Genomic DNA, 19,041 nt, shown 5'->3' on the forward strand with positions numbered 1-19,041 from the left:
GATTATTCTCCAGTTCCGTTGGCTTCTTCAAACTTTTTAAGTTGTGGAATCATTTGTTCCAACCATTTTATCCATTCATTTTCCTTAATGATACCAAGTTCAAGAATCATTTTATGGATAAACAAAACACGGTTGGTTGGTTCATTATTTTTAAAATCCTTATCATGAATGGCTTGATAAAGACCTAATTTTTCCTTGTGTAAGACCAAGTGGCGTTCCAGTTCAGGCAAGATATTGTTACCGCCAAGTTGTGCTTCGGCCCTTAATCTGACCATCAGGTCATCACGCAACTGGGCAGGTTCACTTTGTTGTTCAATCCATGTGGCAAGCTGTATTCTGCCAAGTTGCTCCACCTGATAGGTTTTTTTTCGGCTATTTGCAGCCTGTTCTTCTAATGTGGAAATCCAGCCTTTTTTAAGCATCCCATTGAGTTCACGATAGATTTGCTGATGTGTTGCATTCCAGAAGAAACCCATTGAACGGTCAAAGCGCCGAGCCAGTTCAAAGCCCGTACTTGGCTTTTCCAGTAAGCTGGTTAATAAAACATGGGCAAGTGACATAACCATCCAGAAATAAAAAATGACTGAGAAGATTATGCAATATGTTGCATAAAAATCAAATCTTGTTTATAACTTTATGCAACAAGTTGCATTAGCAAGCAGATTGCTAGCCAAAGGAGAAACAATGTCAGCTTATCCACATTTATTAGCCCCACTTGATTTGGGCTTTACCACATTAAAAAACCGTGTACTGATGGGATCAATGCACATTGGTCTGGAAGAAGCCCCACAAGGCTATGAGCGTATGGCGGCGTTTTATGCGGAACGTGCTCAAGGTGGGGTTGGCCTAATCGTAACAGGTGGTGTTTCTCCAAATGATGATGGTGTGGTTTTTTCGCATGGCACCAAACTGGATACCGTTGAAGAAGCTGAAAAACATAAAGTGATTACCCAAGCGGTACATGATGCGGGTGGTAAGATCGCCATGCAGATTTTACATACAGGTCGCTATTCCTATCAGGCAAATAATGTTGCGCCGTCAGCAATTCAGGCACCGATTAACCCAATTAAGCCTAAAGCATTAAGTTCAGCAGAAGTGCAGCAGACCATTGATGATTTTGCCAACTGTGCCAAGCTTGCCCAATATGCAGGCTATGATGGCGTTGAAATCATGGGGTCAGAGGGCTATCTAATCAATGAATTTATTGCAGCACGTACCAATCACCGTGATGATGAATGGGGCGGTAGCTATGAAAACCGTATTCGTTTTCCGATTGAGATCGTAAAACGTACCCGTGCAAGTGTGGGTGAAAATTTTATTATCATTTACCGTCTCTCCATGCTGGATTTGGTTGAGGGCGGTTCAAGCCTTGAAGAAGTGATTCAGCTTGCCAAAGAAATCGAAAAAGCAGGCGCAACCATTATCAATACAGGCATTGGCTGGCATGAAGCCCGTATCCCGACTATTGCTACAAAAGTGCCTCGTGCAGCCTTTACTTGGGTCACAGAGAAGCTAAAAGGCAGTGTTTCAGTTCCATTAATTACCTCAAACCGTATTAATACGCCTGAAATGGCAGAGCATGTATTGGCATCTGGTCATGCCGATATGATCTCGATGGCTCGTCCAATGTTGGCGGATTCAGAGTTTGTCCTCAAGGCAAGCGAGGGACGTAGTGATGAAATCAATACTTGTATTGGTTGTAATCAAGCCTGTCTGGATCATATTTTCTCAATGAAAATCGCAACTTGTCTGGTCAATCCACGTGCCTGTTATGAAACTGAGCTGATCTTTAAAGAAACTAATGCCGTTAAAAATATTGCGGTGATTGGTGCAGGCCCAGCAGGTTTAAGCTTTGCCACTTATGCTGCAAATCGTGGTCATAAAGTTAAGATTTTTGATGCAGGCAATCAGATTGGCGGTCAGTTTAATATTGCCAAAACCATTCCAGGTAAAGAAGAATTCTACGAAACCTTGCGTTACTTTAAGCGTCAGATTGAGTTGCAACCCAATATTGAATTGGTTCTTAATCATACCGTGACTTATGAAGAACTGAGCCAAGCGGACTATGATGACATTGTGGTTGCGACAGGGGTAACACCACGCCAATTGCAGTTTGAGGGTTTTAATCATCCAAAAGTATTGAGTTATATCCAGGTACTCAAAGAGCGTGTGCCTGTGGGGCAACGTGTCGCGATTATTGGTGCAGGCGGTATCGGTTTTGATACGGCCGAATATTTAAGCCATGAGGGCGAAAGTGGCAGTTTAAATCCACAAAAATTCTATGATGAGTGGGGCATTGATACCACTTATGCGCATGTGGGTGGCTTAAAACAGCCAGAACTGGAACATTCTGAACGTGAAATTTACCTGTTACAACGTAAAACGGCTGCGGTGGGGGCAGGTTTAGGTAAGACGACTGGCTGGATTCACCGTACAGGCCTAAAACATCGTAATGTAAAGATGATTGCAGGCGCAAGCTATGACAAGGTGGATGATCAAGGTTTACATATCACCGTTGATGGACAAAGCACTGTGCTTGAAGTGGATCATGTGGTGATCTGTGCGGGCCAGGAATCCTACACCGCTATGTACGATCAACTTAAGGCTGATGGCAAAAATGTTCATCTCATTGGTGGTGCGAAAGAAGCAGGTGAGCTGGATGCAAAACGTGCCATTCGTCAGGGTGCTGAACTGGCAGCCGTTGTATAAATAAATGAATCGGACATTTTCTCTAGGAGGAAATGTCCCTCATTTCAACATTCAAGGGTGAAGGAAAATAAAATGACACTCGAAACAACAAAACAATCGCTAGAAAAATGGCATCACATGATTCAAACAGGTGATATGTCCTCTTTAAATGAATTATTGGCAGATGATGTGGTCTTCCGTTCGCCTGTGGCATATAAACCTTATGAGGGCAAGCACGTGGTATTTTTTATCCTGACTAATGTAATTCAGGTTTTTCAGGATTTTACCTATCACCGTGAATTCTATACTGAAGATGGTGAAAATGTGGTACTGGAATTTAGTGCCAATGTGAGCGGAAAATCATTAAAAGGTATTGATATGATTCGCTTTAATGAACAAGGCAAAATCATTGATTTTGAAGTCATGATTCGTCCAATGAGTGGCTTGGCGGCATTGGCTGAACAGATGGGCGCAAGATTTGCCAAATATCAACCAAATTAATTAATGTAAAATAGCCTAAGTAAAACTAAATTTTACTTTATAAAGTTTATTAAATTCAAGTTGGTATTTACTATCATGAGGGCGGCATGGATGCCGCCTGTTGGACTGCCTTGCGCTGCTTTCAAAGCATTGCTTTGAAATTGCTCAGGATGTGCCATCAGTTTATGAGCAGCGACTAAAGCTGCGAAAGATTTTTGCTTACTTTTCATCCGTGAAAAGTAAGAAAGCACCTATACAACAGACATTTGATAATCCCCAAAATTATGAGGTTGTGCTGATTTTTATTACTTTACAAATTGCTCTTAACTTGGTTTTGAAAATTGGTATAACTAATATGCAGAGTTCATAAAAATGTGGTTAAAACTTGCAACTTTCGGATTATTACCTGTATTGCTGATACAAGGCACAAAAGTTCGTAGGAATACACCACGTCTGCCAGAAGCAACTGGAGATCGTGAGGGCAGGATTGGACAGGGAAAACCCCTGTCACTTTTGGTTCTCGGTGATTCGGCAGCAGCAGGTGTGGGTGTGGAAACACAACAGGATGCCTTATCTGGTGCCATTACTGCTGAGTTACAAAGTGAATTCATGTTGCAGTGGAAGCTACATGCCAAAACAGGCGATACCACAAAACAGGTTTTGCAGGCGATCCATGATCTAGAACCGCAAAGCTATGACGTGGTGGTGACTTCCATAGGTGTGAATGATGTCACCAAACTCACTTCTGCCAAAACATGGATAAAACAACAAAAACAATTATTTACTCAAATACAAACCCGTTTCCAGCCAAAACTGATTATTGTGTCAGGTGTGCCACCGATGCAACATTTTCCAGCACTACCTCAGCCATTGGCTTGGCTGTTTGGAAAATATGCTGAACAAATGAATGACACATTACAACAATGGGTTGCAGCACAAACTCAATTTAGATTTATCCAATATGATATTGAAAGCTTTCAGGCAATGAATTTGCCGATGGCAAGTGATGGTTTTCATCCGAGTAAAGAAATTTATGCAATTTGGGGGCAACAGGTCGCAGCATTGGTGCGACAAACATTTAACGCATAGTCAGAGACGGTAATTGAAGATGGGCAGATCTGCTTTAAACAAGCTTAAAGTTTTAGCTTTGGACGTACTGGATTCAGTATCAGGTGCTGAACAACCCAAAATGTATTATGACCCACAAGGGAAAATTAAAGATGTTTTGGAAAGATTGCCGCAGTTAAAACAGAAATATCGCCCAACTTTTTGGCTCAGCAATAGCCATGTTCATCTTTTATATTTTGATTTAATCAAGAAGAAAACCATCAAGCTTGAGTATGATCGTATTGATCAGTTGACCATGCAGGATGGTGGGATTACTGCAATTGCATGGTATGGCTATGATTTACCCGCAGATACGCCAACTGTTGTGATCATGCACACCATTACAGGCACACCTGAAAGTATGCGGGAATTGGTTAAAGATTTACATGAATATACTGGATGGCGCATTGCCCTGTGTCTGCGTCGTGGACACGCAGGACTGCCGATGCCTGTACCACAAATTTCCCTGTTTGGTTCAACCAGTGACTTAAAAGAACAGCTTGGTCATATTCAAAAATTATTCCCAAACTCAGATTTATATGCGGTGGGTTCATCGGCTGGGACTGGATTATTGGTACGTTATCTAGGCGAACAAGGGGAAAGTACGCCGTTTAAAGCTGCTTTTGCCATGTGTCCTGGCTATAACACTGAAATTGGCTTTAAAAATGTGCATCCTTTTTATAGCAAAATGATGACCAAAAAATTATTTAAGTATTTTATTCATCCTTATCAAAATACATGGAGCAATGTTTCTTCTCTTAAAAAAGTGCTCACCACGACCAGTTTGGAAGAATTTGAAAAAGAATATTTTGAAATGGCAGGCTTTCAGGATTATCAAAGTTATTGCCAAGCCATTAACCCGATTTATGTGTTTGATAATGTCAAGATTCCACTGATGATTTTAAATGCGGAAGATGATCCTGTCTGTTCCATTAAAAATCTGGAACCTTATAAAGCGATAATCCAGCAAATGGAAAATATTGTGGTGGTCACCACTAAAAAAGGCAGTCATTGTGGTTTTTACGAAAGTCTGGCGGTGAAATCATGGGCATCACGGTTGATGGCAGACTTTTTTAGGCATTATTCATAAAATTCAGGTGATAAAAAAAGCCAGTTGAGTTCAACTGGCTGTTGATTGCAAACAATGAATTAATTGTTGAGGGCAGGAGTCGCGGCGGCAATTGCAGCAGCAACAGCATCATCTTCACTTTGGGCTGGTGTTGATGGCTTTGGTGCTTTTACAGGTTCAGTTTTTGGTTGTTCTGTTTTAGCAGGCTTTTGCTCAGCCTGAACCGCTGGTTTAGGCTGTTCAGTACGTGGCGTTTCAGGTTGAGTGCTTGTATCTGTAGAAGTCTGTGCTTGAGTAGGTCGTATTTCACGGCGAATTTCAGTGGTCGTATTCGGTGTTTCCTCACGGCTTGTTTCAATCACTGGCTGAGGTGCTGGTTCTGTACTTTCTAGAGACTCAAATTCCTGAATTTTTTCAGGTTCAGGTTGTGGCTGAGTTGTTTGGGTCTCAGTTGCCTGTTCTTGCTGCTCTTCTTTCGGTTCTTCTTTTTTCACACAAGCAGTTAATAAAAGACCAGTCGCAAGTGCTGCACAAATTAAAAGTTTTTTATTTGCCATTGCTAAAACAACATATTGAATAAGGACAGCACGGATTATAGCAATAAAATGGAGTGAAGAAATGCCTACAGTTTATCAGCTTTGTTGATATTTTATAAATGCTTGCTGGCAAAGAGCCATTTTAAAATAAAATGACAGTAAATCTGGGGGAAAAATTGTGATATTGGTTCATGCTATTGATCAGCCAAAAATCATCTATGGATGAAAAATCCACAAACCCCATAAATTTTTATCGAAAATGCTGATAGAATAGTCAGTTGTTTATAGTTCTTTGAATTGGTGCGGTTTGACTTTGCTTTCTAGGGGCAGAGTACAGTAAAATTGCCCAACATTGTAGGCCGATTTCGGCTCGATTGTACGAGAAACTCAATGACCCATTTTATTTTTGTCACTGGTGGTGTGGTTTCATCACTAGGTAAAGGTATTTCTGCTGCTTCTGTTGCCGCACTTTTGGAAGCTCGTGGCTTAAAAGTCACGATGGTAAAGATGGATCCATATATTAATGTCGATCCAGGTACCATGAGCCCATTCCAGCACGGTGAAGTTTTCGTCACAGAGGATGGTGCTGAAACTGACTTAGATTTGGGCTATTACGAACGTTTCCTGCGTCGTGCCAAAATGACCAAGCTGAACAACTTCACCAGTGGTCGTGTTTATCAGGACGTACTTAATAAAGAACGTCGTGGTGACTACTTGGGCGGTACAGTTCAGGTGATTCCACACATTACTGACAATATTAAGGAACGTGTACTTCGTGCAGGCGAGGGTTATGACGTTGCAATCGTTGAGATTGGCGGTACAGTGGGTGATATTGAATCACTTCCATTTATGGAATCGGTACGTCAGCTTATGGTTGAGCTGGGTCATAAACGTACCATGCTGATGCACTTAACCTTATTGCCATATATTAAGTCTGCGGCTGAACTCAAAACCAAGCCAACCCAGCACTCTGTTAAGGAACTGCTTTCGATTGGTATCCAGCCAGATATCCTGATCTGCCGTACTGAACATGAAGTTGATGCAGATACGATTCGTAAAATTGCACTATTTACCAATGTAGAAGCACGTGCAGTTATTGCATGTCCAGATGCAAAAACCATTTATCAAATTCCACGCAATTTCTATGAACAAAATGTCGATGATTTAATCTGTGAACGTTTTGGCTTTAACGATCTGCCAGAAGCCAATCTTGAAGACTGGGACAATGTGGTTGAAGCATTACTCAATCCAGAATACACCGTTCGCGTGGCAATGGTCGGTAAATATGTTGAGTTACCCGATGCCTATAAATCTGTAAATGAAGCACTTTTACATGCAGGTATTAAAAACCGCGTTAAAGTACAGATTGACTATGTTGATGCTGAATCTTTAGAGGGTCAGGATATTTCGGTACTTGAAACGGCTGACGCAATCCTTGTTCCAGGCGGTTTTGGCGAGCGTGGTACTGAGGGCAAAATGCGTGCGATTCAATATGCACGTGAAAACAAGGTTCCTTTCTTGGGTATTTGTTTAGGGATGCAATTGGCGGTGATTGAATATGCACGCCATGTTGCAGGGTTGCCTGAAGCAACTTCAACTGAATTTAACCGTTCCACCAAATATCCACTCATTGGCTTAATTACTGAATGGTTGGATGAGCGTGGCGAATTACAACACCGTAGTCTTGAGTCAGACTTAGGTGGTACCATGCGTTTGGGTGCACAAAAGTCTGAATTGGTTGATGGTGCAAAAATTCGTACAATTTATGGTCAATCAGAAATTATTGAACGTCATCGTCATCGTTATGAAATGAATGATCGCTTTATTGAGACCATAGAACAGGCAGGTATGAAGATTTCAGGCTATTCTTCAGTACAACATTTGGTTGAAACTGTAGAAATTCCTGAACATCCTTGGTTTATTGCGGTACAATTCCATCCAGAATTTACAAGCTCACCACGTGATGGTCATCCATTATTTGCCAGTTTTATTGATGCTGCAAAAAAACAGCATCAAAAGAGTAAATAATATAGACTTAGATAAACTGGGAAAGTTTAAATGTCACAATTAAAACCACAAGAAGTTGTACGTTTAGGCGATATACAAATGGCAAATCATTTGCCATTTGTATTATTTGGCGGAATGAATGTACTTGAATCAAAAGATTTAGCTTTTGAGATTGCTGAAACTTATATTGATATCTGTAAACGATTAAACATTCCTTATGTGTTTAAAGCGAGTTTTGACAAAGCCAACCGTTCCAGCCTGAACTCGTTTCGTGGACCTGGTCTGGAAAAAGGCATCGAATGGCTGGGGGAGATTAAAAAACAGTTTAATGTCCCAATCATTACCGATGTACATGAACCCTATCAGGCAGCACCTGTTGCCGAAGTTGCCGACATTATTCAGCTTCCCGCATTCCTCAGTCGCCAGACTGATCTAGTTGAGGCAATGGCAAAAACCCAAGCCATTATCAATATCAAAAAAGCACAGTTCCTCGCACCGCATGAAATGCGCCATATCCTGCATAAGTGTCTGGAAGCGGGAAATGACAAACTTATTCTTTGTGAACGTGGTTCAGCATTTGGCTATAACAACCTTGTGGTTGATATGCTAGGCTTTGACATCATGAAAGAAATGAATGTACCCGTATTCTTTGATGTGACCCACGCTTTACAAACACCAGGTGGACGTGCTGATTCCGCTGGTGGTCGCCGTGCCCAAATCACGACTTTAGCGCGTTCAGGTATGGCAACGGGCTTGGCAGGATTATTTCTTGAAGCACATCCAGACCCTGAACATGCAAAATGCGATGGACCATGTGCCTTGCGTTTATCACAGCTTGAGCCATTCTTGGCGCAATTAAAAGAATTGGATACTTTAGTTAAAGGATTCAAAAAGTTAGATACCCATTGATGCATTCATTTGCATCTTTTTATTCATTCAACAGAGGAATTGTTCATGAGCCAAATCGTTGACATCCGTGCACGTGAAATTTTGGACTCTCGTGGTAACCCAACCATCGAAGCAGACGTAATTTTGGAATCTGGGGTTGTTGGTCGTGCATGTGCACCATCTGGTGCTTCAACTGGTTCTCGTGAAGCTTTGGAACTTCGTGATGGTGACAAGTCACGTTACTTGGGTAAAGGCGTTCGTACAGCTGTTCAAAATGTAAATAGCTCAATTCATGAGTTACTTGTAGGTCAAAATGTATTTGAGCAAAAATTGCTTGATGACAAGATGATCGCATTGGACGGTACTGAAAACAAAGAAAAATTAGGTGCGAATGCAACTTTAGCGGTATCTTTGGCTGCGGCACGTGCTGCGGCAACTGAACAAAAACTTCCATTGTTCCAGTACATTGCTAACTTACGTGGTCAAACAACGTTGACTATGCCTGTACCAATGATGAACATCCTGAACGGTGGTGAGCATGCTGACAACACCGTTGATATTCAGGAATTCATGATTGAGCCAGTTGGCTTTACTTCATTTGCTGAAGCATTGCGTTCAGGCGCGGAAGTATTCCATGCGTTGAAATCTGTCTTGAAAAAGCAGGGTTTAAATACTGCTGTAGGTGATGAGGGTGGTTTTGCACCAAACTTACGCTCTAACGAAGAAGCTATTCAAGTGATCTTACAGGCGATTGAACTGACTGGCTATAAAGCAGGTTCAGACATGATGCTTGCACTGGACTGCGCGTCTTCAGAATTCTACAAAAATGGTCAGTACGTTTTAGAGGGTGAAGGTAACCGTGCATTTACCAGCCACCAGTTCGCTGATTACCTTGCTGGTCTTGCGAATCAATATCCAATCATCTCGATTGAAGATGGTCTGGATGAGTCTGACTGGGAAGGCTGGAGCTACCTGACTTCAATTCTTGGCGATAAAATCCAGTTGGTGGGTGATGATTTATTTGTAACCAATCCTAAGATTTTACAACGTGGTATTGATGAGAAAGTCGGTAACTCTATTCTGATCAAGTACAACCAGATCGGTACACTCAGTGAAACTCTGGATGCAATCTACCTTGCGAAAGCAAATGGTTACAGCACTGTAATCTCGCACCGTTCAGGTGAAACAGAAGATTCAACCATTGCTGACTTGGCAGTCGGTACAGCAGCGGGTCAAATCAAGACAGGTTCACTTTGCCGTTCTGACCGTGTTGCGAAATACAACCAATTGCTTCGTATTGAAGAATTAACCCATGCCGCTTATCGTGGTAAGGCTGAGTTCAAAGGTCTAAAATAAGGTCAAGCTTTAGTCATGTTAAAACTTCTTGAGAGCCTTTCTTTACAAAAGAGAAAAACTTCACGAATTCAGAATCCTATAGAATTTGTGACAGGTTTTCCTTTCAAGAGGGATGTGGGGAGTTTTTCATGCTAGATGTGTTTCGATCGACTTCGAGTAAATTGATTCTGTTGCTTGTGATTGCTTTGGTTGCAAGTTTACAGTATCAATTTTGGCTGGGTGAGGGAGGCTATTTCCCTCATCAGGCTTTAACCCAGCAAATTAAGCAGCAAGCAGAAATCAATACTGAGCTAAAGGAACGTAACCGTATTTTAGCGGCAGAGGTTTTTGACCTAAAAAATGGTTCTGAAGCCATTGAAGAACATGCACGTCTTGACTTGGGTTTAATTAAACCACATGAAACTTTTGTGCAAATGAGTACCATCAGTACCCATTACAAACCAATTTATATCGATCCAAATGCAAAAGTAGATGTCGCAACTAATGAAAACCCAGACTAGGCTATGGGCGGTTGTGCCAGCAGCAGGTTCGGGCAGTCGTTTTTCTAAAACTGAATTAAAACAATATCAATATATTCAAAATCATACTGTACTTGAGCACACCGTAAATCGGCTCAATACCCTGAATTTAGCTGGATGTATCCTTGCAATTGGCGAGCAGGATCATTTTGCTAAAACACTTTCTTTTCAGCATAAAGATAAATTGCATTTTTGCTCGGGTGGTGCAGAGCGTGTTCATTCTGTGCTGAATGCACTCATTTATTTATCTGAAATTGCCCATGAAGATGATTGGGTATTGGTGCATGATGCAGCACGTCCATGTGTGACGCAGGAAAATTTACAGCTATTGGTTAATACTGCAATAGTGCATAACCAAAGTGCAATTTTAGCAATCCCAGTTCGTGATACCTTAAAACAGGTACACACTGGAAATCAGATTGAGAAAACAGTTAGCCGTGAATTGTTGTGGCAGGCACAAACTCCGCAGATAGCAAAATTAAAGATATTAAAAAATGCGCTTAAAACAGCATTAGCTAATGACATCTTAATTACTGATGAGGCAAGTGCTTTGGAATATATCAATCAGCCTGTACAAGTGGTGCAAGGTCGTTCAGACAACATCAAAATTACCTATGCCGATGATCTGGAACTTGCCCGATTAATTCTGCAATCACAAAATTCTCACTAGTTTTAATCCGTTTTGCTTTACATCAATTATAGTTAAATAGCCTAAGTAAAATTAGTGGAATATTAATATTTTAACATCAATATAAATGACAACAATTTCACTATTTGTTAAATTTGAACCACATACTTTATAACGGATCAACAAATGAAAAAATTATTAATCGCGGGTCTTTTTACGTTTACATTAGTGGGTTGTGCATCTACACCACAGCAAACTCAAGATACGGCGCAGGAAACCATTCGTTATTCATCTAGCCCATGTTTTGGTGCCTGTCCAATTTACTCAGTGGAAATTTCTCCATCTGGAGCGGTGCATTTTGATGGGAAACAATATACAAAAGTAACGGGTACCCAAGATTTAACAGTAAGCCCATCTGTTTATAAGAAGCTTCAACAAGAATTACAAACTTATCGTCCTGAAACAGGAGCGAATGTAAAGACCACAGGATGCCAGGAAACCGCAACAGATCAGCCAAGTGCATATTTCTGGTGGAAACGTTCTGATGGTACGGTAACACGTTTAAGTCACTATACAGGCTGTATTTCACCAGCAAATACGGAGTTAAATAAGCTAATTGAAAAATTACCTAAATTAATTGGTATTGAGGATTTGGTTGGTTAACTGGTGCTGCGAAGTTAGACAAAATCCGCATTTATGTTAGTATAGCTATAAGCAGCAATCATGCGGAGGAGTCATCAATGACAGCTTTTACAATCATGCAAATGAGTATGCAAGAAGAAGATCATCTGCCTGACCTTGCTATACAAGCGTTCCGCAATGCCTTTAAGCAAGCAAGTGAATGTTCTGAAGTTGTTTATGTAAAAGATCGTCAATTGTTAAAGCGGTTTCCTAATGGTGAGATCAAAGTACTGCAAGATCTTTCAACATCGTATCAATCACTTGCAACTTCTCAACGTATCTTCAAACGTAAGAAAAAGTCTGTGACTGTTTAGAGATATGCGACAGCCCTGTATTCGTATATTTGCAGGACCAAATGGTTCTGGAAAAAGTACCATCAAGGACTATTTATTGCCCCGACATATCGGGGCATATTTAAATGCAGATGAGCTTGAAAAAGTTTTAAATCAAACACAAATTCTAGATTTGGATAGCTATCATCCTCAACTTGATTCATTAAAACTCATTGAGTTTTTAAAGCATAAAAAAAAGAAGATAAATCAAGAAAACCGTGCGTTGCTTATGATGGGCAGAAAGTGGCTTTCTTGGCTGAAATTGAATAGACAGAGATATTGAAACTTAATCAAGTTGTTACAGAATTTCTGATTTGGTTTGTAGATAAAGTGCCTGCAGAATCTGAGTGATTTATATCAAGGTGAATAAAAAGGGCTTTAATTATTATTTATTTTAATATATTATAAAAATATATAATATTATTTGGTGGGATGATGTCTAGTATTCTCTTAGCATTGATCGGTGGTGGAGTTTTGGGCATTGCCGTCGTGGGCTATTTATACATCAATGGTCGTATTGCAGGTATGAGTGGTTTGCTTGCTCAGTTATTACAACCAAAGTCTCTAAGTGGGAATCCAGCACTTTGGTTTTTACTGGGGTTATTTCTCACACCGTTTATTTACCAATTATTTGTAAAGCCTGAAATTATCATTGAATCCTCACCATTCACTTTAATTGAAGCAGGGCTTTTGGTTGGCTTTGGAACACGTTTAGGTTCAGGCTGTACCAGTGGGCATGGTATTTGTGGTATCAGCCGATTGTCTCTACGCTCAATTATTGCAACGGTGACATTCATGCTTGCAGGAATGATCACCGTCTATATTATGCGTCATGTCATAGGAGTCCATTCATGAAAAACCTGTTTGCTTTCCTGTTTGGTGGTTTATTTGCTTTAGGTTTAATGATCTCAGGCATGTCAAACCCTGCAAAAGTATTGGGTTTTCTGGATGTGCTTGGCGATTGGGATATTAGTCTGATGTTCGTAATGATTGGTGCAATTGCGGTGGCAATCATTCCATTTCAAAAAGCCATTCGACATCCTAAAACTTTATTGGGTGAAACGATGCTATTACCCAACAATAATCAAATTGACCAAAAACTGATGATTGGGGCTGTACTGTTCGGTATCGGCTGGGGAATTGCAGGTATTTGTCCAGCACCTGCAATTACTTTAATTGGACTGGGTTATTCACAAGCCTGGTATTTTATTGCTGCAATGATGTTTGGAATGTTTATACATCGCTTATGGGCTGAACGATAGGAGATATACTTATGCAACATCCTCAAGTCAAGGCTTTTTTTGATCAGGAGACTAATACGTTCAGCTATGTGGTCGCTGATTCAAGTACACAGGTTTGCGCAATCATTGACAGTGTGTTGAATTATGATGCGGCATCAGCCTCAACATTGACTCAGGGTGCAGATGAAATTATTCAATACATTGAAGAAAATCAGCTTAAGGTGGAGTGGATTTTAGAAACTCATGTTCATGCGGATCATTTAACCGCTTCGCAATATTTAAAAAGCAGGTTGGGTGGTAAAATTGCCATGAGTGAAAAGATCGTAATTGTGCAGGAAACTTTTAGTGCAATCTATCATATTGATCTTAAATGTTTTAATACCCATCAAACCTTTGATTACCTGTTCAAAGATCATGAGCATTTTAAGATTGGTGAGTTGGATGCCTACAATATTCCAACACCAGGTCATACGCCAGCCTGTCTAAGCTATGTGATTGGTGATGCAGTTTTTGTCGGTGATACGTTGTTTATGCCTGATTATGGGACAGCGCGCTGTGACTTTCCAAAGGGGAGTGCAGAAATCTTATATGATTCTGTGCAAAAACTTTATGATTTGCCTGAACAAACCCGCGTTTTTCTTTGCCATGATTATAAGCCTGATGGGAGAACTGAGTTTGTGTATGAAACCAGTATTCAAGCACAAAAGCAGAGCAATATTCATTTAAATGCCAAAACAGCCAGACAGGACTTTGTGCATATGCGTCAGGCGCGTGATGCAACATTAACAATGCCCAAATTGATTCTGCCCTCTATTCAAATCAATATGGATGCAGGACGTTTTCCTGAACCAGAATCCAATGGAGTTCGTTACCTGAAATTACCGTTAAATTATTTCAAGTCCTGAACCGAATCAGATTAAAAAGAAACCTTATTTTCACAATAAGATTTCTTTTAGTTCGATTATAAATAGCCTAAGTATATATAAGAAATTGAAGAAAAAATAACATCATATAAATTAATTTAATTTATAAAATTCAATTGATTATTAATGGAAATAAGGAAATAAAAAATGGCATATAAATCTATATGCCGTTTTTAAAAGCGAAATTAAAATTAGTTAGCTAAACTATCTTTAGAACCAAATCTAGTGATCATGATTCCAAAAATGGTCGCAAAGATATACATAAAAATAGAGTACACAGCAGCAGGAATCGCGATGGTTGTACTTGCCATAATGGTAAGTGCAATCGTCATGGCCAATGTACTGTTATGAATTCCAATTTCAAAAGCACATGCACGTGCCTGATAGGAGTTAATCCCCATGATTCGTGGTACAAAATAGCCAATTAACAGGCTGATTGCACAGAATAATGCTGTCGCCAAGCCAATTTGCCCAATATATTCAACCAGATTACTTCTTTCCTTAAAGATGGCACCAAGGATAATAATGAGTAAGAAAACCACTGCAAAAATTCGTACAGGACGATTCAGCTTTTCTGCAAGATGGGGCGCATAGTGTCGAATCAGCATACCGATCGCGACAGGCACCAAGATAATCAAAAAGACCTGTAAAACTTTCGAGAATTGTAGTCCGACATGCTGGCCCTCATTCATAAAATGCAGAATTGCAAAATTTACAATAAACGGTAGGAACACGGCTGCGATAATGGCATTAATGGCTGTCAATGTAATATTAAGGGCAATATCACCTTTGTATAAATAGCTAAATAGGTTTGCTGTGGTTCCTCCTGGTGAGGCTGCCAACAGCATCAGACCAACCGCTAAAAGAGGAGGTAAGGCTAATATTTTACAAATTAAAAATGCGATTCCTACCAATAGAATCAATTGGCAAAATAGAGCGATTAACACCGCTTTAGGATGCTTACTTACCCGTGCAAAATCCTTTAAAGTTAACTCCAGTCCCATTCCAGCCATAACAATTGCTAGGGCAATCGGTAAAAAAAGTGTGATCAATCCAGAATCCATAACCGTTTTTTCCTTTGATATGTTTTTGTCAAATTTTTTAGAAAGCGTTCTACTGTAACAATTCATCCCAGAAAAGTTATCATAATTTTCTCTAGTAAAAATAGCACTACTTAAACAATGACTTAAAAAACAAGCTTTAATGTTTAGACAATAGTGGAAAGGTATGCTAATAGCCACGTCTCTTGTAGATTTAATGATCTTATTTATTTTTCCAAGTTCAATTTGTCTGCTAGAAGACAAATTGGATTATTTAAAAGTGTTAATTTAGAAGATAAAGGCCGAATTATGTGAATAGTTACATTTCTATAAACATTTCTTATAATGAATTAAGATTTTAATAAATGTAATAAATAATCATTTATCTACTATTTTAAATGCTCAAACAAGACTTTTTTAGTCATTATTTAAATTTAATAATTTTAATATTAACAGTAATATAGCTATAAATAGATGCTGTGTCCTTACTGGAAAATTACAATAGTATTTATGGTTATTTAAAATGAGAAGAAATTTCCATTTTATATAAAGCATTGGCATGAATTGGAAAATAAGATGTAAAAATAGTCAATGACACTTTGTGACAGTGAGAATGATAATTTGTGTCACTTTGGAATATGTAACTATTTATTTAGACAGCTAAATAAAAGTTATATGTTTACCCAAATTAATTGGGGTCAAAATAAAAAATTTTATATTAGAAAGAATGGAAAAATATGGAAGCCTTGGTTCAGACGGAAACGGATATTAATTTCCACAGTCGTAAGAAAATAACCTGCACTGTTTTTACAGTGCTTATGTTATGCCTGATTCTCGGTATTATATATTATATTTTTGTATTTCGATTTTATCAGTCTACAGATAATGCCTATGTGCAGGCTGATGTGATCTGGGTAATGCCTAAAATCTCAGGTGAGGTTATGGAGTTGATCATTAATGATAATCAAGTGGTCAAAAAAGGGGAAACTCTGGCGGTATTGGACCATCGGGATTATCAGGCCCGTTATGATCAGGCACGCTCGATGGTTACATTAAAACAGGCAGCGTTGGCAGTACAACAGCAAAATGAAAAATCAGCAAAATCGAGTATTAGTGAGGCAAATAGTGGCGTATTGGCTGCACAGGCTGATTTAAACCGTTTAAAAAAGGATTATTCCCGCTATCAGGATTTATTAAAAGATGGTGTGATTACCCGACAAAATTTTGATAACGTCCAGTCTCAATATCTGGCGGCTCAAGCCCAGTTAAATAAGGCACAGGCGACAGTCAATTCTGCCGAAGCCCAATTAGGCAGTTTACAGGCAAGTCGGGCACAACTTCTGGCAGATGTTCAAAATGCCAATGCAACTTTGGACCTTTATCGTATTGACCTGAATTCCTCAAAAATTATCAGTCCAGTGGATGGTAAGGTGGGAAGCCTTGCAATACAAAAAGGATCACGTGTTTCTCCACAAACTCGTTTGATGGCGATTATTCCTGAGAATAGTTTGTATGTTCAGGCAAACTTTAAAGAAACACAAATTGAAAAAATGCATATTGGTCAGAAAGTTGTCCTAAAAATGGATGCTTATCCAAGTCTAAGCTATACAGGGAAAATTGAGAGTTTTTCTCCAGCATCTGGTGCAACGTTCTCATTGATGCCACCAGATAACGCCACTGGCAACTTTAATAAAGTGGTGCAGCGTATACCTGTTCGGATTGCCCTTGATTCAAGTCCACATATCGACCTGATTAAACCTGGAATGTCCGTCAATGCCACAGTTGACCTAAGAACCTAATAATAAAAATATTTTAGGAATAACAATATGAATCAGCATTTGAATAATGAGTGGATTTTTGCACCCAAAATTGCATGGGTGATGTTCATTGCCATGATTTTTGGCAACTTTATGGCAATTCTTGATATTCAAATTGTTGCGAGTTCATTAAATGAAGTTCAGGCGGGCATGAGTGCAAGCCGATATGAAGTGACTTGGGTGCAGACGGTTTATTTAATTGCAGAAATCATTGCCATCCCGATGTCCAGCATTGTGTCCAGGGTTTTATCGACCCGTATTTATTACACAATTTGTGCGGTTGGATTCACGATCAGTTCATTGCTGTGTGCCTTGGCCTGGAATCTGGAAAGCTTACTGGTTTTTCGGGGTATACAGGGTTTTATGGGTGGTGGAATGATCCCAACCTCCATGACAGCATTGTATCTACTTTTTCCTGAAGCCAAGCGTTCCTTACCATTGGTGCTTTTTGGGATGGTCAGCACTTTGGGGCCTGCCATTGGTCCAACGATTGGGGGATGGCTAACCAATAACTTTTCATGGCACTGGATGTTCCTGATCAATATTATTCCGGGAATTATTATTGCCACGATTATTTTCTCAGGGCCAAATATTGATCGTGCCAATTACGCCTTAATCAAAACAATGGACTGGTTCAGCCTGATTGGTATGGCGATGTTTCTGGGTGGATTGGAGTACTTTCTGGATGAGGGCGCCCGCCATGACTGGTTTATGGATACGGGTGTCCGTATCGCATTTATCATCTGTGTTATTGGCGGCCTGATTTTCTTTTCCCGCAGTTTTACCCAACCAAAACCATTGCTGGATTTGAGTGTTTTTAAAAATAAAAACTTCACCCTAAGCTCAATCACCACCTTTGTAATTGGAATGGCACTTTATGGTTTGGGCTATATGATTCCCGTCTTTCTAGGTCAGGTTCGGGAAATGAACAGTAGCCAAATCGGTCATGTCATGATGGTGACAGGCATTGTCATGTTCTGTTTCGCACCGCTGCTGGCATGGTTAATTCCCAATTTTGATACCAGAAAAACAGTTTTTGTCGGCATGATCCTGGCTGGATTTGGCGTCTGGCTAAACTCACATTTAAGTATCCATAGTGACTACGACTTTATGTTCTGGCCACAAATTTATCGTGGTATTGGTTTGATGATTTGCCTGATTGTGGTGTCGCATTTAGCCATGAGCACTTTACCCATCAGCAAGGTGGCGGATGCAAGTGGCATTTATAACCTGATGCGAAATATTGGGGGGGCCGTGGGGTTGGCGCTCATCAATTCCTCACTCGACTGGCTGACCGCGTTACACGTCACCCAATTGAACCAATACATGACACCGCAAAACTGGGTGTTTATAGAACGGCTTGATCAGCTTACGGCGCAGTACCAGGAGCTTGGGGCAAACGCACAGCAAATCGCGCTCAGTGTTATTTATCGTGATATTCATTATCAGGCTTTAACCTCAAGTTTTAATGATTTATTGCGTATGCTCTCGATCATTATGTTTATTACCGCATTTCTTACAATTTTTATGGATAGGGCAAAAAAAATGGATATTTAGATGTGTAATCCCAGAGGGTAATTTTTCAGATCATGGAAAATTAGAATAGCGCATATTTATATATGCCTAAATAAAACAAAAATACTGATATGGGTTTTTATTTCCATTTTAGGGAAATAAGTGAACTCATGTCCAAATTTTAAAGGATGAAGTTATGATTATTAAGACTTATA

At 39.8% G+C, this 19,041-nt stretch carries 20 protein-coding genes and 1 pseudogene; 17 read left to right on the forward strand and 4 right to left on the reverse strand.

What is annotated here, in order from left to right; translation table 11 throughout:
• Positions 1 to 2: 2 nt before the first annotated feature.
• Positions 3 to 560, reverse strand: a complete 558-nt coding sequence (locus tag QLH32_RS01285; RefSeq protein WP_279959128.1) for a PadR family transcriptional regulator — start codon at positions 558 to 560, stop codon at positions 3 to 5.
• A 124-nt stretch (positions 561 to 684) separates the two neighbouring features.
• Here QLH32_RS01285 and QLH32_RS01290 point away from each other — a divergent pair, with 124 nt between their 5' ends.
• Both QLH32_RS01290 and QLH32_RS01295 read left to right on the forward strand, forming a co-directional pair.
• Positions 685 to 2,709 carry an oxidoreductase gene (locus QLH32_RS01290; RefSeq protein ID WP_283267704.1) on the forward strand — a complete coding sequence of 675 codons (2,025 nt, stop codon included), beginning with the start codon at positions 685 to 687 and terminating at the stop codon, positions 2,707 to 2,709.
• Positions 2,710 to 2,781: 72 nt separating this feature from the next.
• Complete coding sequence (locus tag QLH32_RS01295; protein WP_283267706.1) at positions 2,782 to 3,189, forward strand: nuclear transport factor 2 family protein; 408 nt, start codon at positions 2,782 to 2,784, stop codon at positions 3,187 to 3,189.
• Between the two features lie 32 nt (positions 3,190 to 3,221).
• Here QLH32_RS01295 and QLH32_RS01300 read toward each other — a convergent pair whose 3' ends face one another.
• A complete protein-coding gene (locus tag QLH32_RS01300; RefSeq protein ID WP_283267708.1) occupies positions 3,222 to 3,398 on the reverse strand; it encodes a hypothetical protein in 177 nt (58 codons plus the stop codon).
• Between the two features lie 142 nt (positions 3,399 to 3,540).
• Here QLH32_RS01300 and QLH32_RS01305 point away from each other — a divergent pair, with 142 nt between their 5' ends.
• Positions 3,541 to 4,257 (forward strand): SGNH/GDSL hydrolase family protein, encoded by a 717-nt coding sequence (locus QLH32_RS01305; RefSeq protein ID WP_283267710.1) that lies wholly within the window; start codon positions 3,541 to 3,543, stop codon positions 4,255 to 4,257.
• 19 nt (positions 4,258 to 4,276) lie between these two features.
• On the forward strand, positions 4,277 to 5,365 hold the full coding sequence (locus QLH32_RS01310) for a YheT family hydrolase (protein ID WP_283267712.1): 1,089 nt from the start codon (positions 4,277 to 4,279) through the stop codon (positions 5,363 to 5,365).
• A 59-nt stretch (positions 5,366 to 5,424) separates the two neighbouring features.
• On the opposite strand, the gene QLH32_RS01315 is transcribed toward QLH32_RS01310, so the two are convergent.
• The gene (locus QLH32_RS01315) at positions 5,425 to 5,901 is read right to left on the reverse strand and encodes an internalin (protein WP_283267714.1); all 477 of its coding nucleotides are present in this window, start codon (positions 5,899 to 5,901) and stop codon (positions 5,425 to 5,427) included.
• A 369-nt stretch (positions 5,902 to 6,270) separates the two neighbouring features.
• Between QLH32_RS01315 and pyrG the strand changes: the two genes are divergently transcribed.
• The 11 genes and pseudogenes from pyrG to QLH32_RS01370 all read left to right on the forward strand — a co-directional run bounded on the left by pyrG (position 6,271) and on the right by QLH32_RS01370 (position 14,436).
• Complete coding sequence (gene pyrG, locus QLH32_RS01320) at positions 6,271 to 7,908, forward strand: CTP synthase (RefSeq protein ID WP_004677341.1); 1,638 nt, start codon at positions 6,271 to 6,273, stop codon at positions 7,906 to 7,908.
• Positions 7,909 to 7,938: 30 nt separating this feature from the next.
• The gene (gene kdsA / locus QLH32_RS01325; protein WP_004677343.1) at positions 7,939 to 8,796 is read left to right on the forward strand and encodes a 3-deoxy-8-phosphooctulonate synthase; all 858 of its coding nucleotides are present in this window, start codon (positions 7,939 to 7,941) and stop codon (positions 8,794 to 8,796) included.
• Positions 8,797 to 8,841: 45 nt separating this feature from the next.
• Complete coding sequence (gene eno, locus QLH32_RS01330; protein WP_267979340.1) at positions 8,842 to 10,131, forward strand: phosphopyruvate hydratase; 1,290 nt, start codon at positions 8,842 to 8,844, stop codon at positions 10,129 to 10,131.
• A 128-nt stretch (positions 10,132 to 10,259) separates the two neighbouring features.
• Entirely contained in the window at positions 10,260 to 10,631 is a 372-nt protein-coding gene (gene ftsB, locus QLH32_RS01335) for a cell division protein FtsB (protein WP_267979341.1), read from the forward strand.
• Positions 10,615 to 11,319, forward strand: a complete 705-nt coding sequence (ispD, locus tag QLH32_RS01340) for a 2-C-methyl-D-erythritol 4-phosphate cytidylyltransferase (protein ID WP_283269263.1) — start codon at positions 10,615 to 10,617, stop codon at positions 11,317 to 11,319. The genes ftsB and ispD overlap by 17 nt, the downstream gene beginning before the upstream one ends.
• A 144-nt stretch (positions 11,320 to 11,463) precedes the next feature.
• Positions 11,464 to 11,940 carry a DUF6438 domain-containing protein gene (locus QLH32_RS01345; protein ID WP_283267716.1) on the forward strand — a complete coding sequence of 159 codons (477 nt, stop codon included), beginning with the start codon at positions 11,464 to 11,466 and terminating at the stop codon, positions 11,938 to 11,940.
• Positions 11,941 to 12,017: 77 nt separating this feature from the next.
• Positions 12,018 to 12,272, forward strand: a complete 255-nt coding sequence (locus tag QLH32_RS01350; protein WP_267979343.1) for a hypothetical protein — start codon at positions 12,018 to 12,020, stop codon at positions 12,270 to 12,272.
• 4 nt (positions 12,273 to 12,276) lie between these two features.
• Positions 12,277 to 12,504: pseudogene (locus QLH32_RS01355) on the forward strand (zeta toxin); the annotation flags it as partial.
• 221 nt (positions 12,505 to 12,725) lie between these two features.
• Positions 12,726 to 13,145, forward strand: a complete 420-nt coding sequence (locus QLH32_RS01360) for a YeeE/YedE family protein (protein WP_283267717.1) — start codon at positions 12,726 to 12,728, stop codon at positions 13,143 to 13,145.
• Positions 13,142 to 13,552, forward strand: coding sequence for a YeeE/YedE family protein (locus QLH32_RS01365; RefSeq protein ID WP_267979346.1), 411 nt, complete (start codon positions 13,142 to 13,144; stop codon positions 13,550 to 13,552). The genes QLH32_RS01360 and QLH32_RS01365 overlap by 4 nt, the downstream gene beginning before the upstream one ends.
• 11 nt (positions 13,553 to 13,563) lie before the next feature.
• A complete protein-coding gene (locus QLH32_RS01370; protein WP_283267718.1) occupies positions 13,564 to 14,436 on the forward strand; it encodes an MBL fold metallo-hydrolase in 873 nt (290 codons plus the stop codon).
• A gap of 209 nt (positions 14,437 to 14,645) precedes the next feature.
• Here QLH32_RS01370 and QLH32_RS01375 read toward each other — a convergent pair whose 3' ends face one another.
• Positions 14,646 to 15,518 carry a bile acid:sodium symporter family protein gene (locus QLH32_RS01375; RefSeq protein WP_283267719.1) on the reverse strand — a complete coding sequence of 291 codons (873 nt, stop codon included), beginning with the start codon at positions 15,516 to 15,518 and terminating at the stop codon, positions 14,646 to 14,648.
• Positions 15,519 to 16,231: 713 nt separating this feature from the next.
• Between QLH32_RS01375 and QLH32_RS01380 the strand changes: the two genes are divergently transcribed.
• Both QLH32_RS01380 and QLH32_RS01385 read left to right on the forward strand, forming a co-directional pair.
• Complete coding sequence (locus QLH32_RS01380) at positions 16,232 to 17,293, forward strand: HlyD family secretion protein (RefSeq protein WP_283267721.1); 1,062 nt, start codon at positions 16,232 to 16,234, stop codon at positions 17,291 to 17,293.
• A gap of 27 nt (positions 17,294 to 17,320) precedes the next feature.
• Positions 17,321 to 18,868 (forward strand): DHA2 family efflux MFS transporter permease subunit, encoded by a 1,548-nt coding sequence (locus QLH32_RS01385; RefSeq protein WP_283267722.1) that lies wholly within the window; start codon positions 17,321 to 17,323, stop codon positions 18,866 to 18,868.
• Positions 18,869 to 19,041: the final 173 nt, after the last annotated feature.

Source organism: Acinetobacter corruptisaponis, from assembly GCF_030053775.1.
GTDB classification, from domain to species: domain Bacteria; phylum Pseudomonadota; class Gammaproteobacteria; order Pseudomonadales; family Moraxellaceae; genus Acinetobacter; species Acinetobacter corruptisaponis.